The sequence below is a fragment of the Kitasatospora sp. NPDC004240 genome (assembly GCF_053603215.1).
Window position 1 is genome coordinate 19,554 of the sequence record NZ_JBSGFD010000085.1, and the last position, 14,992, is coordinate 34,545.

Genomic DNA, 14,992 nt, shown 5'->3' on the forward strand with positions numbered 1-14,992 from the left:
GCAGACCTGACTGGCCGTGAGCCTATGGCATCCACGCTACGGCCGTAGCTGGATCGCCAACGCCATCGTGTACCCCACCAGCAGGCCGAAGAAGCACACCGCCGTGACGTAGCGCGGGGTGAACGGCAGGCCGGCCAGGGCGGGGTAGACGAGCACGGCGGCGCCGGCGGCCAGGTCGGCGACGTAGAGGCCGCCGGGCGGGACGATGCCGGTGCTGTGGGAGGCCCAGCCGGTGGCGACCAGGAAGCCGGTCAGCAGGGTGAAGCCGGAGAGCAGGCCGGAGCCGATGGCGCCGAGCGTGGCGTGGGGTTCGGGCGGCTGCTCGCCCTCGGGGAGGGCGGGGCGCATCCGGTGGGCGACGGCGAGGGCGAGGACGGCGACCAGCATGGCGCCGCCGGCGCCGAGGAGCGGGCCAGGGTTCATCTGCGACTCCGTGGAGGCATGTGGTGGTGGCCGAGCGCCGCGGCGAGCGCGGCCGGGAGCAGGACGGTGAGGACCAGCAGGACGGCCCACACGGCGGGTTCGAGGCCGGCCGGTCCGGGCGGTGCGGCACCGGGTGGCGGCGGGGCCACGACCACGGCGGCCACGGTCTCGACCGGTACGGGCACCAGGACCGGCGGCGGTGTGGACGGCGGGGGCGAGACCGGCGAGACCGGCCGCTCGGGCACCGGCTCACGCGAGGGCGAGGGAGAGGGCGACAGCGACAGCGGCCGTGGCTGCGAAGGTGAGGGCGCCAGCGACGGCCGGGGTACGGGCTGCGCCACCGCGGGCGCCCGCCCCGGTTCCGTGGTCGCGGGCACCGGTGTCCCCACCACGGGCGCCGGCACCACGGAGACCGACGGCGACGGCGAGGGCAGCGCCGTCGGCCCGGGCACCGGGCAGTCCGTCGGCGGCGGATCCGGCCGCGGCGGCGGCACCGGCGGCTGCACGGTGGGCAACGTAGGCGGCACGGGCAGGGCGGGCGGTACCGGCAGGGCGGGCAACTGCACGGACGGAGGCACCGGCCGTACCGGCGGGATCGGCAGGTGCACGTACAGGTGCAGGTGCGGGTCCGGCTGCAGACCGGTGGCATAGTCCATCACCCGATCGTCCGACCGTCCGTCACCTCCTGACGCCCGTTCACCACCGAAACCCCCCGCCCCGGTGAACTCCGGTGAACCGCGCCGCCCCACCGGGCGAACTGGTGACCACCCGCGCCTCACCTGTGCGATCACCCCGGGAGGCGCCCTCGTGCCCGGTGTAAGCGTCGTGGCATACTCCGGTCCGTGACGACTTCCACCCACGCGACGAGGGCCCTGCGGGCCGCGGTGTTCACCGCGCTCGCCGTGCCGCTGTCGGCGCTGGGTCAGGTCCTCGTCACCGGTCGCCCGTTGCCGCTGAACCTGATCCTCGGCGCGACCGTCGTGGTCTTCCTGACCGCCGGCGCGCTGGCCGGACGCGAGCGCGGGCTGCTGTCCGTCGCCGCGGTCCTGGTGCCGGTGGAGCTGCTGCTGAACACCGCCTTCAACCTGGGCCAGGAGACCTGTTCCCCGGTGCTGGACGCGGTCCACACGCCGGCCCGCGGGGTGAACCTGCTGGTCTGCGGCGGCGGTTCGATGGACGGCTCGCTGTTCGCCGACCAGCTGGGGCACGCCGGCCCGGTGGCCCCGGCGGCCACCCAGCTGCTGGTGCTGCTGGTCCACCTGCTGGTCGCGCTGGCCGCCGCCGTCTGGCTACGGCTCGGCGACGCGGCGCTGAGCGGGCTGGCCCGCGCGCTGCGCGTCCTGGGCGAGGCGCTCGCCGCCCCGCTGCGCGCCCTGGTCGTACTGCTCGCGCCGGCGCCTGAGCGCCCGGTGCTGCGGGTACCGCTGCCGGCCCCGGCCCGGCGCCACGCGCGCCGCGAGGACGTGGTCCTCACCCCGGCGCCCCGGCGTGGCCCGCCTGCGTTCGCGCCTGCCCTCTGAGCGTCCGGGGCCGTCCGGCCCCGAGGAGCCCGTACCGGGCAGGCACTCCTGAACCTTCCCCTCGCCCCTCCGGCCCGCCCGTTCCCGGGCGCCGTCGAGGCGGCGGCCGTCCGCGCGCACCCGCGCGCGACCCGTACAGGAGCAGAACCACCATGGCCAAGACCAAGCAGTCCACCCGTGCCGCCGACCGTCCCTCCGCCCGTGAGCGCATCCAGGAGGCGCACCTGCGGGAGCAGCGGGCCGCCCGGCTGCGCCGCAACATCGTGATCGGCCTCTCGGTGGCCGTCGTGGCCGCCCTGGCCGGCGGCACCGCAATCGCCGTCAAGGCCGCCGACAAGGACGACAAGGACGCGGCCGGTGCCTCCGCCGCCCTGGTCGTGCCCGCCAACGCCACCGGCCCGGACGGCACGGTGATCGTCTACGGCAAGGCGGACGCCCCGCACACCCTCCAGGTCTTCGAGGACTTCCGCTGCCCGGTCTGCAAGACCTTCGAGGCGGTCAACGGCGGGACGGTGAAGCAGCTCGCCGACGAGGGCCAGATCAAGGTCGAGTTCCGGCTGGCCGCGTTCCTGGACAAGAACCTCGGCGGCAAGGGCTCGCGCACCGCGCTGGCCGCGGCCGGCGCGGCGCTCAACGAGGGCGTCGACAAGTTCAAGCAGTTCCACGACGTGCTGTACGCCAACCAGCCGGAGGAGAGCGAGGACGGCTTCGGCGACGTCAACCGCATCCTCGACCTGGCGGGCCAGGTGCCGGGGCTGAAGACGGACGCCTTCGTGAAGGCGGTCAACGAGCGCACCTACGCGCCGTGGGCGGCCAAGGTGGCGGCGGCCTTCGACGACAGCGGGGTGCGCGGCACCCCGACCGTGAAGGTGGACGGCAAGCCGCTCACGCTGTTCCAGAACAACCGCCCGGTGACGCCGGAGCAGTTCACCGCGCAGGTCAAGCAGGCCGCGGGGCTGTAGGACGGGTCCGAGTGAGCACCACCGGCCCGGCCGAATCCCCGGCCGGGCCGGCCCTTCACACCTCACCGGAGTGTGCTGCCGTGACCACCCCGCTCACCGTGAACCCCGTCCGCCGTTCCACCGCCGGCGCCCCGCCGCGCCCGCCCGTCGGCGCGGGCCGCCCGTACGCGCTGCTGCTGCTGGTCGGCGGGCTGCTGGGGCTGGCCGCCTCGGCCGTCCTGACCTTCGACAAGCTCCGGCTGCTGGAGGACCCCTCCTACCTGCCGAGCTGCAACCTCAACCCGGTCATCAGCTGCGGTTCGGTGATGCGCACCGACCAGGCCGAGGTGCTCGGGTTCCCCAACCCGTTGCTGGGCCTGGCCGGGTTCGCCGCGCTGGCCGCGGTCGGGGCGGGCCTGCTCGCCGGGGCGGCGTTCCGCCGCTGGTTCTGGCTGGGCCTGCACGCCGGCACCCTGGGGGGCGTCGTCTTCGCGCACTGGCTGATCGACCAGGCGCTGTACGAGATCGGCGCGCTCTGCCCGTACTGCATGGTGGTGTGGGCGACGGTGGTCACCCTGTTCTGGTACACGACGCTGCACAACCTGCGCGGTGGGATGATACCGGTCGGCGCCCGGCTGCGGCCGGTCGTCCGGGAGGCCGCGCGCTACCACTGGGTGGTCCCGGTGCTGTGGGCGGCGGTGATCGCGCTGCTGGTCCTCAACCGCTTCTGGTTCTACTGGCGCACGCTGCTCTGACCTCCGGACAACCGGAGCAGGCCCCTCCGCAAGCGCTGTTCGGGTGCCTATCCGGTGGATCCGCGGTGCGGGGGACCCCGGAGGGGAAGGTAGGGCCTCATGGCGCTTCTCCCGGAGTCCTTCCGCGCCGCGCTCCGCCGCGGCGCCCGCGATCCGTTCGTCGTCCAGACGGCGCGCGCGACGGTGGCCGCCACGCTCTCGTACGTGGTGGCCACGCAGCTGAGCAGCGAGCCGGCCCCGCTGACGGCGCCGCTCACCGCGCTGCTGGTCGTGCAGGTCACCGTGTACTCGACGCTGACGACCAGCATCCGCCGGGTCAACTCGGTGGTGGTGGGGGTGCTGATCGCGATCGGCTTCAGCACCGTGGTGGGACTCTCCTGGTGGAGCCTCGGCCTGATCATCCTGGCCTCGCTGATCGTCGGACGATTCGTCCGGGTGGACGAGTTCGTCCAGGAGGTGGCGATCAGCGCGATGCTGATCCTCGGGGTCACCAAGCTGGCCTCGCAGGCCTGGGACCGGGTGCTGGAGACACTGATCGGCGCGGTCGTGGGCCTGCTGTTCAACCTGTTCTTCGCCCCGCCGGTCTGGGTGGACACCGCTGGCGAGTCCATCGAGGACCTCGCCCGGCGGGCCCGCTCGCTGCTGCTGGGCATCGCCGAGGAGCTGGGCCGGCCCACCCCGGTGGAGCGCGCCGCCGAGCGGCTGCACCAGGCCCGCGCCCTCGACCAGGCGATCGCCGACGTGGACGCGGCGCTGCGGCAGGCCGAGGACAGCCTGCGGTTCAACCCGCGGATCAGCGAGGCGCTGCTCTCCCGGCTGGTGCTGCGCACCGGTCTGGACACCCTGGAGATCTGCGTGGTGGTGATCCGGGTGCTGGCCCGCTCGCTCACCGACCTCGCCAAGCGCCGCGACCCGGGCGAGCGGCTCTTCGCGCCCGAGGTGGCGGTGGCGCTGGAGGAGCTGCTGGACCACGTCGGCGGGGCCCTGGTGAGCTTCGCCGTCCTGGTGACCACACCGGTGAGCAGCAACGCTGAGGAGGCCGAGCGGCGGCTGACCGCCGAGCTGGCGGCCGCCTGGGCCGTCCGCGACAACGTGGCCGATCTGCTGCTGCGCCGGGTGCAGGAGCATCCGGAGGCCTGGCAGCTGCACGGCTCGATACTGGCCGAGGTCGACCGGATCCTCGACGAGCTGGACCTCGACCACCGCGGCCGGCGGCTGATGGAGGAGCTGGACCGTGCGGCGGTGGCGAGCCGGGAGCGGTTCGGCCGCTTCTCCTGGCTGCGGCGCCTGGCCCGCGGCGAACGGCTGCGGCCCTCCCGGCTGCGCCGCTCGCGCGCCCGGCGCCGCAAGGCCGCCGCCGCCCGACCCTGAGCGCCCGCCTCTGAACGCCCGCCACCGCACTGGGCGACCCGGTCGGCCGACCCGTCAGTCGCCGTCCCAGGGGGTGGCGGCCAGCACTCCCCCGCCGGCGTGGCGGGAGTAGCGGCAGGTCACCGGCAGCCGGAAGTCCACCCGGGCCGGACCGGCGACCGCGCGCAGGTCGGCGAGCCGGGCGTCCTGCGGCAGGCCGGCCGCGGCCTCGCTCAGCACCTGGTCCGCCCCGGCCAGGGCCTCGGCGGCGGTGACGTACGGCACGTCGGTGTACGGCTGCTCGGGCTCCGGCCACAGGTCGGCGAAGCGATGGCCGAAGGCCCGGACGTCCTCGGTGCCGGTCTCGTCCAGCGCCCGGGACAGGCAGCTGCCCAGCCGGTGCAGCCAGGCGGGCAGCGAGTCGGCGGCCCGGACGGTGTCGGTGGCGTCCCAGAAATCCAGCACCGGCCCCCACGCGCCGGTCTCCCGGTCCACGTCCACATAGGTGTGGGTGTCGCCGTGGTCGGTGTGGACGAACCAGTGGGTGCCCGGGCCGCCCGCGTGGTCCTGGTACCAGTCGGCGCCGTGTCCGTCGTACCCGCCCCGGTTGAGGTCGTGGTCGAGGTCGACCCGGTCGATCGACTCGTGGCCGTTCACCACCGAGCGGGAGGTCACGATCCGCACCCCGCCGATCTCACGCAGCAGGGCCCGGATCTCCTCGGGCACCGGCACCGGCCAGGTGTCCATCCGGATGTCACCGATGCCCGGGTCCAGCCGCACCAGGCCGCCGGAGCGCGCCGCGACCACGCGCAGCAGCTCGGTGACCTGGGCGGCCGTGGGTGCGGGACTGGACTGGTCGTTCATACGGGCCCCCGGTTCGGTGCGTCGGACGCGATCACGCTATCCCGTACCGCCGACAGCCCCGCCGAGGGGCCGGGTGAGGCCCCGGCCGGGCTCAGAGCCGCTCGATCTCCACCTTGGTGATCACCACGTCCTCCACCGGCCGGGTGTCCTCGGTGGGGGTGGTCGCGATCGCGTCCACGACGGCCTTCGAGGCGGCGTCCGCGACCTCGCCGAAGATGGTGTGCTTGCGGTTGAGGTGGGCCGGGGTGCCGACGGTGATGAAGAACTGCGAACCGTTGGTGCCCGGGCCGGCGTTGGCCATGGCCAGCAGGTAGGGCTTGGTGAAGTACAGCTCGGGGTGGAACTCGTCGGGGAAGGTGTAGCCGGGCCCGCCGGTGCCGGTGCCGGTCGGGTCGCCGCCCTGGATCATGAAGCCGGCGATCACCCGGTGGAAGAGCGTCCCGTCGTAGTACGGCCCGCTGCCCGGCTCGCCGGTGCGCGGGTCGGTGTACTCGCGGGCGCCCTCGGCCAGCTCCACGAAGTTCCGTACGGTCTTGGGCGCCTGGAACTCGTACAGCCGCAGCCGGATCGCGCCCCGGTCGGTGTGCAGCGTCGCGAACAGCCCGCTCGCCATGGAAACTCCCTCGTCGTCGCCGTGATCGGATCGGGCACCACTCTGTCACGGCCCGGCCGGGGCCCTCACCCGAACACCGCCTCCCGCAGGGCGTTGCGCAGGTCGGTGAGCGGCTGGGTGACCCGGCTGAGGTGGACCCGGTTGGTGAGCAGCAGGGCCCAGCGGCCACGCCGCCGGGAGACCCAGAGGCCGGTGCCGGTGAAGCCGTAGTGGACGAAGGTGCCCTCGGCCGGGTCGGTGCCCGGGGCGCAGAGCCAGGACAGGCCGCGGGCGGGGGTGAGGCCGCCGGTCTGCTCGCGCAGCGACTCGGCGGTCCAGGCGCCGGTCCACGGGAGGGCGGCGGGGGCGAGCAGCGCGGTGAGGAAGCGTTCCAGGTCGCGGGCGGTGGAGAAGACGCCGGCGCTGCCGCAGGTGCCGCCGAGCAGCCGGGCGGACGGGTCGTGGACCACGCCGCGCAGGTGGGCGCCGGTGGCGGGGTCGTACTCGGTGGGCGCGGTGCGCCTGGCCCGCGCCGGGCCGAGCGGCCCGAAGCCGGTGTCGGCCATGCCGAGCGGCCGCCAGACCTGACGGCCGGCCAGCTCGCCGAGCGGGGCTCCGGCGAGGTCCTCGACCAGGTGGCCGAGCACGATGGCGGCCCGGTCGGTGTACTCGACGGCGGTGCCCGGCGGGCGGTGCAGCGGGGCGGCCAGGACGCCGGCCCGGATCGCCGCCGGGTCGCGGCCGTAGAGCGCCTCGAAGTTGGTGCGCGGTGGTGTGCCGGCGGTGTGGGTGAGCAGTTGGCGGGCGGTGACCGCGCCGAGCGGGCGGCCGGCGACGGCCGGCCAGTAGCGCTCCAGCGGCTCGTCGAGCGGCAGGCGCCCGGCCCGCCAGAGCACGCCGACGCAGGGCCAGAGTGCGACGATCTTGGTGAGGCTGGCCAGGTCGAAGAGGGTGTCGTGGCCGGCCTGCGGCCCGGCGGGGGCCGGGCCGAGCACCCCGTGGTGCCCGCGGACGCGGACGCCGCCGGCGTCCCCGGCCGACCAGACGACGCAGGTGCCGACGGCGGCGGCACCGGCCCGCACCAGGGCGTCCAGGGTGCGCAGGCCCTCCGGCCGGTCCGGGCCGTCGGCCGGGCCCGGGGCGCCATCCGGGCCCGGGGGGTCGTCACCCGGAACGCCGTCGTGTCCGTACGTGCCCCGCGTCGTCATCGCGCACACCCCCGCCGCCCCGCCGCCCTCGCCGGTCCGGCGGGGAGCCTACCCGGCTGCGGGGGCGGTCAGCTCCTTGCCGAGGCAGATGTTCATCGGGTGGTCGCGGTAGATCCCGAAACCCTGGATCGAGGTGTAGCCCTCGGCGCGGTAGAGCGCCACGGCCTCCGGCTGTTCGGTGCCGGTCTCCAGGACGAACCGGGTGCGCCCGGCCTCGACGGCGGTCTCCTCCAGCCGGCGCAGCATCCGGCGGGCCAGGCCCCGGCCGCGCGCGGAGGGCACCACGAACATCCGCTTCAGCTCGGCGTCGCCGTCGCGCAGCCCGTGCGGGCCGGCCTGCTTGGCGCGCCAGCCGCCGCAGGCCACCGGCGCGCCGTCCAGGTAGGCGATCAGGAAGAGGCCGGCCGGGGCCTCGAAGTGGTCCGGGTGCAGTTCGGTGAGGTCGCCCTCGCCGTAGCGGCGGACGTACTCCTGCTGCACCTCCGCCGACAGCCACTGGGCGTCGGGGTGGCCGTAGCCGGTGACACGGATCTCGACGGTGCCGCCCTCGGCGACGGGGGTCCCGGTTGTGCTCTCCATGGTCGAGAGCCTACGTGCCGCCGTCAGCGGGCCCCGAACCGGGCGACCAGCTCCTTCTTGTCGAACATCCGGGCCGTGTCGATCGCCGAGGGGGTGCCGGCGGCGGGGTCGGCGCCGCCGTCCAGCAGGACGGTCAGCACCTCCTCGGCACCCTTGAACACGGCGCCGGCGAGCGGGGTCTGGCCGCGGTCGTTGGCCCGGTCGGGGTCGGCGCCGCGCTCCAGCAGCACCCGGACCGCGTCGGCGTGGCCGTGGTAGGCGGCGAGCATCAGCAGGCTGTCGCCGCGGTCGTTGCTCAGGTCGGCGGGGGCACCGGCGTCCAGGTACGCGGCGAGCAGGCCGGCGTCCCCGGCGCGGGCGGCGTCGAACAGCTTGCCGGCCAGCGCGATGACCTCGGCGTCGGGGCCGTCCGCGGGGCCGCCACCGGTGGAGGGCGTGGAGTCGTTCATGGACGGCACGGTAGCCGCCGGGCGCCCGGGTGATCCAGTTCACGTCCGCATCGCGGGAATCCGCGGCCCCCACGACACACGGATGACATGGTCGCGCGTCCGTTCGGGCGAACTTCCCGCCGACCGCGGCCGACCCCCGGTCGCCGCACGGGAATGGCTCGGCGCGCCGGTACGGAACGGGCCGGCAGCCCGACCTGGGCGGTTCGCATACGCCACCGCCCGGCATTCCCGCAGGAAACCACCCGTTTGCGCCGTTCCATCATCTATTACTTTTTGTCACGATTAGAGCACGTTCCGTGACACTGTCCCTGTCCCCCCTCACCGAGGAGCAGAACACGTGATCCTCTCCATCTCCGGCATCGTCCTGTTCGGCACCATCGCCTTCCTCTTCTTCCGCAGGGACGGACTAAAGCCCTCCCACGCCATCGTCTGCGCCCTCCTCGGCTTCTACATCGCGGGGTCCTCCATCGCCCCGAGCATCACCGCGGGCGGCGCCAGCCTGGCCAGCCTCCTCGGCGGGCTCAAGTTCTAGGGGCACACCCGCCCGGACGGGCCCGGCGCGGATCCCACCGCCCCGGGCCCGCACGTGTTGCACGGCCCCTCCGACGGCCGGACAGCCGCACCCCTCCGACCGTCCCACTCGCCCGGGGAGTCAAGGAATGTCGCTCAACCGCCACCTCACCAAGAGCCGCGACCTCGCCCGCACGGCCGGCGACCACGCCGCCGACATGTTCGCGCCGCTCACCCTGATCGGCCGCGGGCTGCGCCACCACGCCGACTGGGCCAAGGCCCGCTGGCAGGCCACCCCGAAGGAGCGGCGCGGACCGACCCTGGTCCTGCTCGCCGCGATGCTGCTCGGCATCTACCTGCTGCCGCACGGCCCGCTGTTCACCCTGGTGGCGCTGATGGCCAGCGCGGCCTGGGCGGGCCGCGCGCCCAAGGCGCCGCCGACCCCGCCCGAGCCGGCCGCGGCGGACGTCAAGCTGCCCGCCCTGTACGCGGCGCTCACCCCGTACCTGTGTGCGCCGGACGACCTCAACCCGCTCTACCGCCACGAGGGCGACCACCGGGCGGTCTTCTCGGGGTGGGAGTTCGACGGCGAGGGCCGGCTCGCCCGGCTGGAGCTCGCCTACCCGGCGTACTTCACCGACACCGAACCCGCCTGCCGGGCCCGGATCGAGCAGGTGATCCAGGGCAAGGCCGGCCGTGCCCGGGAGTACCGCTTCGACTGGGACGAGGAGTCCAACCGGCTGCGGGTCGCCGCGCTGGCACCGCTGCCCACCGACGTCGCCGCCCAGCGCTTCGTGGCCGCCCCCGGCGAGATCGTGCTCGGCTTCACCGACGAGGACGGCAGCGCCCGGACCATCCCGGTCCAGCAGGGCGGCACGTCCGGCCAGCGACCGCCGGTGGTCTGGCGCACCGGCCCGCGCTCGGCCGAGCCGCACCTGCTGGCCCTCGGCAGCACCGGGTACGGCACCTCCAGCCTGATCCGCTCGATCGCGCTCCAGGCCCTGCCGTTCGGCGACCTGGTGGTGATCGACGGCGCCGGCACCGGCGAGCACGCCTGCCTGGTCAACCGGCCCGGGGTGCACACCGTGGAGACCAGCCTGCACGGCGCGCTGGCCGCGCTGGAGTGGGCCGCCCAGGAGACCGAGCGCCGGCTGACCGCGCTGAACGCCGCCCGGCACGCCGGGGTGGCCGCCCCCGAGGACGTCACCCGGCCGCTGTGGCTGCTGCTCGACCACCCGACCGAGCTGGGCGAGCTCGCCCACGCCGAGGGCCGCCCCGACCCGCAGGACCTGCTGGAGCTCCCGCTGCGGCACGGCCGGGCCGCCCGGGTCACCGTGGTGATCGCCGACGACATCGAGGCCCGCGACCGGATCAGCCCGACCGTCCGGTCCACCACCCGGGCCCGGGTGGTGCTCGGGCCGGTCGGCCCCCAGGAGAGCCACGCCGCGCTCGGCGCCCCGCTGGACATCGCGCCCGCCGCGCACGCCCCGGCCGGCCGCGGCTACGCCCGGATCGGCCACAACCCGCCGGTGCGGCTCCAGGTCCCGGCCACCGTGGACCCGCTCGACGACGAGGCTCCGGCCCAACTGCGGGAGGCCGTGATCGCGCTGCTGCCGCACCGGGACACCCGGATCGAGGCGGCCGCCGCGCGGCCCGTCCCGGCCGAGGCGGTGCCGCCGCGCCCGACCGAGCCGCCGGCCGTGCCCGACGGGCCCGCCCCCGCCGTCCGGCCGGTCGACCTCACCTCCGCCGACTTCCCGCCGCTCGGCCTGGAACTCGGCAAGGAGCACCCCGTCCGCTGAGGCGTCCCACGGGCACGCCGCACGGGCGCCTGTCCACGGATCCGTCCGCTGGGCGGGCCGCGCGGATGCGCAGGCGCCCGTCCCGGTACGCTCGTGGGGAAAGGCCGTCCCATCGCCGGATGTGAAATAGGTGACACCTGGGGTGATATCACCGGCCAGATGTGACAAATCGGGCGCCGGTGGGTACAAACAGGGGCGGCACGACAGACGACGCATGTCCCGGGACGGGAATCTTCGTCGACAGCCGAGCGTTGACCGAACGACGAAGAACAGCGACCAACTAGTCCTGTGGGCCATAAGCCCGGGAGGCACGATTCATGAGCGAGCGAGCTCTCCGCGGCACGCGACTCGGGGCCACTAGCTACGAGACCGACCGTGGTATCGATCTGGCTCCCCGCCAGACCGTCGAGTACGCATGTCAGAACGGACACCGATTCGAGGTTCCCTTCTCGGTCGAGGCGGAGATCCCCTCGGCCTGGGAATGCCGCTTCTGTGGCCAGGAGGCGGTGCTCCTCGACGGTGATGAGCCGGAGGAGAAGAAGACCAAGCCCACGCGCACCCATTGGGACATGCTGATGGAGCGCCGGACGCGCGAGGAGCTGGAGGAGGTGCTGGCCGAGCGGCTGGCCGTGCTCCGCTCCGGCGGGATGAACCTCGCGGTGCACCCGCGGGACACCCGCAAGAGCGCCTGACCCCCTCCCGCCCCGGCGGGAGAACACGAAAAGGGACCCTGGCCACCAGGGTCCCTTTCGCGTTCCCGTTCCATCCCCGCCGAACGGCGGGCGCCATCCCGCCGTTCGGCCGGGAATCAGCCGCCGATCGGGGGGCGGTAGGCCGTCTCCGGCCCCTGCGGGTCGCGCGGGCCCGCGCCCGGCTCGACCACCTCACCCTGGATCACCTTGCCGTCCGGCTTGTGGATCCGCAGCTGCTCCTGCAGCCGCATCGCGTCCGCGAACGGGTCGGCGCCCACGGCGGAGGCGCTGCGCAGCGCCTTGCGGGCGAAGCGGCGCCCGGCGGCCCGCCAGAGCGCGCGGGTCGGCGGGAACAGCAGGGTCAGCGCCAGCACGTCCGACAGGAAGCCCGGCACGATCAGCAGCAGGCCGGCCAGCACGGTCATGCTGGTCCCGGTCTGCGCCTGCTGCGGCTTGGGGTCGCGGCTCTGGTCGATGGCCGCCGACAGCGCCCGCAGCCCGGCCCGCTTGATCAGCGAACCGCCGATCAGCGCGCCGGCCAGGAGCAGCAGCACGACGGTGAACCCGCCGAGCCACGAGCCGACCTGGACCAGCAGCCAGATCTCCAGCACCAGCCAGGCGGTGAGCAGCAGCGGCAGCGCACGCCGCAGCTTGCCGCGCGGGGCCGGACGGACGGGGGTAGCTTGCTGGGACACGGTACGAATCCACTCCAAGGCGGTGCTCCGCGCGCCACCCGGGCCGTCCGGGCCGGCGGATCCACGGCACCACCTGGTCCAACGACTCCGGACCTGCCGGTGTTCCGGCGGGCTAGGCCCTGTCCGGCCGGCCGTCGGCGGGCGAACCCGCCCCGGGGCGCCGGCGGCGGCCGGCCAGCACGGCGAGCCCGCAGGCCAGCAGGCCCGCCGCGGCGAGCGTCCACTCGGGGGCGGCGCCGACCCGGGCGGCCACGGTCAGGTCGTCGCGCAGCGGCACGACCGCGGAGAGCTTGGCGGCGGTCAGCTCCTCGGAGCGGGTGACCACCGAACCGTCCGGGGCGATCACGGCGCTGATGCCGCTGGTGGCGGCGATCAGCACGGCCCGGCCGTGCTCCACCGCGCGCAGCCGGGACATCGCCAGCTGCTGCTCCGGCTGGCCGGTCTTCGCGTACGTGGCGTTGTTGGTCTGCACGACCAGCACCCGGGCGCCCTTGTCGACGGTGTCGCGGACGATCTCGTCGTAGGCGACCTCGAAGCAGATGACGTCGCCGATCCGGGCCGGGCCCAGCTGCATCACGCCGTTGTGGTCACCGGGGTAGAAGTCGCGGGCGACCCGCTGGAGGCGGGTGATCACCTTGGAGAGCTCGTCGCGGAAGGGCACGTACTCGCCGAAGGGCACCGGGTGCTGCTTGGTGTAGGAGGCGCCGGGGCCGGTCTTCGGGTCCCAGACGATGCCCTCGTTCTGGACGTGCTGCTCGTCGGGGCCGTCGACCAGGGTGCCGACCAGCGTCGGCACGTTGATCGCCTTCACGGCCTCGTCGATGCGCCGGTAGGCCAGCGGGTCGCTGAACGGGTCGAGGTCGGAGGAGTTCTCCGGCCAGATCACGATGTCGGGGCGCTCGGCCCGGCCGGCCGCGATGTCGGCGGCGAGCTGCTCGGTGGCGCTCGCGTGGTTGTTGAGGACCATCATCGGGCGGCCCAGGAAGTCCATCCCGGGGTTGGCCACGTTGCCCTGGATCAGAGCCACCTTGACGGTGTCCGCCGCCGCGGTGGGCACCGGCACCAGGTGGCCGACCAGCATCGCGGCGACCGCGCCGAGCGCCCCGGCGGCGGCGTGCACCGGCCGGGGGGCCCGGACGCCGCCGCGCAGCCGCAGCGCGGCCCAGGCCAGCAGGGTGCCGGAGAGCGCCACCGCGAAGGTCACCAGCGGGGCGCCGCCGAGGGCGGCCAGCGGGGTGTACGGGGTGGCGGTGTTGGCGAAGGCGAGGCGGCCCCAGGGGAAGCCGCCGAGCGGCAGCCGGTCGCGGGCCCACTCCTGGGTCACCCAGAGGCAGGCCGCCCAGGCGGGCCAGCCAGGCAGCCGGGAGGTGAGCGCCAGGGCGGCGCCCATGGCGGCCAGGAACAGCGCCTCGATGATCGACAGGCCGATGGTGGCGTCCCAGCCGACCACCCGCAGCCAGCTGAGCAGCAGCAGGAAGAACGGCAGGCCGAAGGCGAAGCCCGTCCAGGCGCCCTGGCGGGCGGTGCGGCCCCGGGTGAGCAGGGAGAGCGCGGCGACGCCGACCAGCGAGAGCGGCCACAGGTCGAAGGGCGGGAAGGCCAGGGCGAGCAGCAGCCCGGCGAGCGCGGCCAGGCCGGTGCGCGGCAGTCCGGCCCGCACCTTGGCCAGGGCGCGGGCGGCACGGCCGGGTCTGCGCCCGGTGGTGGCCCCGGCGGGGTCGGGGGAGGTCCCCGGCCGCTCCTGTGTGACGGGCAGTGCCACCGGCGCACCATCTCTCTGGTCGGACTGTTCGCGCATACGTAACCGCCCGGACGTGTTCGGACGTTGTCCGAAGACGGTACCCCGGAACAGGGGTGATCCGTGAGGGAGGGTGCCGCGGCCGGCCCCCGGCGCGGCGCCTGCCGGAGGCCGGGGCCGGGGGCCTTAAGCCCCGGGGGCCCGGCGGTCAGCGCTCGGCGTAGCGGACGTCGGTCAGCGGCCAGTCGCTCAGCCAGGCCGAGACCGCGTGGTACAGCCGGGCGTCCAGCTCGGCGCGGTCGGCGCGGACCCAGGAGCTGACCCGGGTGGCGCCGGGCTCCTCGCGGTGCGGGTAGATGTACACGCAGCCGACCACCGCGTCGCCGGGGGTTTCCAGCACGGTGTAGGTGAAGCCGGTGCGGCGTTCGAAGTCGCCGGCGTGGCGGCGCAGGTCGGCGGCGTTCTGCTCGGGGGTCATGCCCTCGGCCGGCGGCCAGGTGCTGGTCTCCCAGCCGGGGGTGGCGTGGATGTGCGCGACGCTGCCCGACCAGGCGGCCAGGTCGGAGTCGTTGTGCTGCTCGCCGAGGGGCTCCAGGCGGAACCCCTCGGCGGTGAGGGTGCGCGGGACGGCGAAGTCGGCGGGGACGATCGGAGGCACGTTCGCATGCGGATCGGTCGTGTCGGTCATGCGGTCACCCTAGGCAGCACGACCGTCGGCGATCACCGGGTTTTTGCGGCCGCCACGGCTTCTCGGACCACCACCGCCCGGCGCGGGTCTCAGAAAGTGTTGGGTAATTGATCAACTTCATGGCTTGATCCACTGGTGGTGATCTTTGCGTCGTCCTGTCCGTGAAGATCACTGCCATGTGTGTCT

At 74.6% G+C, this 14,992-nt stretch carries 17 protein-coding genes; 7 read left to right on the forward strand and 10 right to left on the reverse strand.

The annotated features are described in order from the left end of the window. Window positions 1–36: 36 nt before the first annotated feature. Window positions 37–423 (reverse strand): hypothetical protein, encoded by a 387-nt coding sequence (locus ACWEQL_RS22960; protein WP_452152161.1) that lies wholly within the window; start codon window positions 421–423, stop codon window positions 37–39. Then, window positions 420–1,079, reverse strand: coding sequence for a hypothetical protein (locus ACWEQL_RS22965; RefSeq protein WP_452152162.1), 660 nt, complete (start codon window positions 1,077–1,079; stop codon window positions 420–422). The genes ACWEQL_RS22960 and ACWEQL_RS22965 overlap by 4 nt, the downstream gene beginning before the upstream one ends. Before the next feature lie 186 nt (window positions 1,080–1,265). Between ACWEQL_RS22965 and ACWEQL_RS22970 the strand changes: the two genes are divergently transcribed. The 4 genes from ACWEQL_RS22970 to ACWEQL_RS22985 all read left to right on the forward strand — a co-directional run bounded on the left by ACWEQL_RS22970 (window position 1,266) and on the right by ACWEQL_RS22985 (window position 5,010). Beyond that, the gene (locus ACWEQL_RS22970; protein ID WP_452152163.1) at window positions 1,266–1,943 is read left to right on the forward strand and encodes a hypothetical protein; all 678 of its coding nucleotides are present in this window, start codon (window positions 1,266–1,268) and stop codon (window positions 1,941–1,943) included. Window positions 1,944–2,095: 152 nt separating this feature from the next. Next, window positions 2,096–2,905 (forward strand): DsbA family protein, encoded by an 810-nt coding sequence (locus ACWEQL_RS22975; protein WP_452152164.1) that lies wholly within the window; start codon window positions 2,096–2,098, stop codon window positions 2,903–2,905. 80 nt (window positions 2,906–2,985) lie between these two features. Further along, a complete protein-coding gene (locus tag ACWEQL_RS22980; protein WP_452152165.1) occupies window positions 2,986–3,639 on the forward strand; it encodes a vitamin K epoxide reductase family protein in 654 nt (217 codons plus the stop codon). Between the two features lie 99 nt (window positions 3,640–3,738). Then, entirely contained in the window at window positions 3,739–5,010 is a 1,272-nt protein-coding gene (locus tag ACWEQL_RS22985; protein ID WP_452152166.1) for an FUSC family protein, read from the forward strand. 54 nt (window positions 5,011–5,064) lie between these two features. Here the strand turns inward: ACWEQL_RS22985 and ACWEQL_RS22990 are convergent, their stop codons facing one another. From ACWEQL_RS22990 to ACWEQL_RS23010, 5 genes are all read right to left on the reverse strand, one after another. Then, on the reverse strand, window positions 5,065–5,853 hold the full coding sequence (locus tag ACWEQL_RS22990) for a hypothetical protein (RefSeq protein WP_452152167.1): 789 nt from the start codon (window positions 5,851–5,853) through the stop codon (window positions 5,065–5,067). A gap of 91 nt (window positions 5,854–5,944) precedes the next feature. Beyond that, window positions 5,945–6,466, reverse strand: coding sequence for a peptidylprolyl isomerase (locus ACWEQL_RS22995; RefSeq protein ID WP_452152168.1), 522 nt, complete (start codon window positions 6,464–6,466; stop codon window positions 5,945–5,947). Window positions 6,467–6,531: 65 nt separating this feature from the next. Next, window positions 6,532–7,653 carry a serine hydrolase domain-containing protein gene (locus ACWEQL_RS23000; RefSeq protein ID WP_452152169.1) on the reverse strand — a complete coding sequence of 374 codons (1,122 nt, stop codon included), beginning with the start codon at window positions 7,651–7,653 and terminating at the stop codon, window positions 6,532–6,534. A gap of 48 nt (window positions 7,654–7,701) precedes the next feature. Next, the gene (locus tag ACWEQL_RS23005; protein WP_452152170.1) at window positions 7,702–8,232 is read right to left on the reverse strand and encodes a GNAT family N-acetyltransferase; all 531 of its coding nucleotides are present in this window, start codon (window positions 8,230–8,232) and stop codon (window positions 7,702–7,704) included. A gap of 23 nt (window positions 8,233–8,255) precedes the next feature. After that, the gene (locus tag ACWEQL_RS23010) at window positions 8,256–8,681 is read right to left on the reverse strand and encodes an ankyrin repeat domain-containing protein (RefSeq protein WP_452152171.1); all 426 of its coding nucleotides are present in this window, start codon (window positions 8,679–8,681) and stop codon (window positions 8,256–8,258) included. Window positions 8,682–9,018: 337 nt separating this feature from the next. On the opposite strand from ACWEQL_RS23010, the gene ACWEQL_RS23015 reads away from it, so the two are divergent. The 3 genes from ACWEQL_RS23015 to ACWEQL_RS23025 all read left to right on the forward strand — a co-directional run bounded on the left by ACWEQL_RS23015 (window position 9,019) and on the right by ACWEQL_RS23025 (window position 11,685). Then, on the forward strand, window positions 9,019–9,213 hold the full coding sequence (locus tag ACWEQL_RS23015; protein WP_396323929.1) for a hypothetical protein: 195 nt from the start codon (window positions 9,019–9,021) through the stop codon (window positions 9,211–9,213). 127 nt (window positions 9,214–9,340) lie between these two features. Next, window positions 9,341–10,993 carry a hypothetical protein gene (locus ACWEQL_RS23020; RefSeq protein ID WP_452152172.1) on the forward strand — a complete coding sequence of 551 codons (1,653 nt, stop codon included), beginning with the start codon at window positions 9,341–9,343 and terminating at the stop codon, window positions 10,991–10,993. 317 nt (window positions 10,994–11,310) lie between these two features. Beyond that, window positions 11,311–11,685 (forward strand): RNA polymerase-binding protein RbpA, encoded by a 375-nt coding sequence (locus ACWEQL_RS23025; protein ID WP_030396357.1) that lies wholly within the window; start codon window positions 11,311–11,313, stop codon window positions 11,683–11,685. Between the two features lie 116 nt (window positions 11,686–11,801). On the opposite strand, the gene fxsA is transcribed toward ACWEQL_RS23025, so the two are convergent. The 3 genes from fxsA to ACWEQL_RS23040 all read right to left on the reverse strand — a co-directional run bounded on the left by fxsA (window position 11,802) and on the right by ACWEQL_RS23040 (window position 14,806). Further along, window positions 11,802–12,380: an FxsA family membrane protein gene (fxsA, locus tag ACWEQL_RS23030; protein ID WP_452152173.1), complete on the reverse strand. Its 579-nt coding sequence runs from the start codon at window positions 12,378–12,380 to the stop codon at window positions 11,802–11,804. Between the two features lie 112 nt (window positions 12,381–12,492). Next, a complete protein-coding gene (gene lnt / locus ACWEQL_RS23035; protein WP_452152174.1) occupies window positions 12,493–14,178 on the reverse strand; it encodes an apolipoprotein N-acyltransferase in 1,686 nt (561 codons plus the stop codon). A gap of 148 nt (window positions 14,179–14,326) precedes the next feature. After that, the gene (locus tag ACWEQL_RS23040) at window positions 14,327–14,806 is read right to left on the reverse strand and encodes a GNAT family N-acetyltransferase (RefSeq protein WP_452152175.1); all 480 of its coding nucleotides are present in this window, start codon (window positions 14,804–14,806) and stop codon (window positions 14,327–14,329) included. Between the last annotated feature and the right edge of the window lie 186 nt (window positions 14,807–14,992).

Coding starts and splice junctions, on each gene's coding strand:
- ACWEQL_RS23040 (WP_452152175.1), bottom strand. CDS start 14,806: ATGACCGACACGACCGATCCGCATGCGAACGTGCCTCCGATCGTCCCC.
- ACWEQL_RS23010 (WP_452152171.1), bottom strand. CDS start 8,681: ATGAACGACTCCACGCCCTCCACCGGTGGCGGCCCCGCGGACGGCCCC.
- ACWEQL_RS22990 (WP_452152167.1), bottom strand. CDS start 5,853: ATGAACGACCAGTCCAGTCCCGCACCCACGGCCGCCCAGGTCACCGAG.
- ACWEQL_RS22995 (WP_452152168.1), bottom strand. CDS start 6,466: ATGGCGAGCGGGCTGTTCGCGACGCTGCACACCGACCGGGGCGCGATC.
- ACWEQL_RS22965 (WP_452152162.1), bottom strand. CDS start 1,079: ATGGACTATGCCACCGGTCTGCAGCCGGACCCGCACCTGCACCTGTAC.
- ACWEQL_RS23025 (WP_030396357.1), top strand. CDS start 11,311: ATGAGCGAGCGAGCTCTCCGCGGCACGCGACTCGGGGCCACTAGCTAC.
- ACWEQL_RS22985 (WP_452152166.1), top strand. CDS start 3,739: ATGGCGCTTCTCCCGGAGTCCTTCCGCGCCGCGCTCCGCCGCGGCGCC.
- ACWEQL_RS22960 (WP_452152161.1), bottom strand. CDS start 423: ATGAACCCTGGCCCGCTCCTCGGCGCCGGCGGCGCCATGCTGGTCGCC.
- ACWEQL_RS22975 (WP_452152164.1), top strand. CDS start 2,096: ATGGCCAAGACCAAGCAGTCCACCCGTGCCGCCGACCGTCCCTCCGCC.
- ACWEQL_RS23005 (WP_452152170.1), bottom strand. CDS start 8,232: ATGGAGAGCACAACCGGGACCCCCGTCGCCGAGGGCGGCACCGTCGAG.
- lnt (WP_452152174.1), bottom strand. CDS start 14,178: ATGCGCGAACAGTCCGACCAGAGAGATGGTGCGCCGGTGGCACTGCCC.
- ACWEQL_RS23020 (WP_452152172.1), top strand. CDS start 9,341: ATGTCGCTCAACCGCCACCTCACCAAGAGCCGCGACCTCGCCCGCACG.
- ACWEQL_RS23000 (WP_452152169.1), bottom strand. CDS start 7,653: ATGACGACGCGGGGCACGTACGGACACGACGGCGTTCCGGGTGACGAC.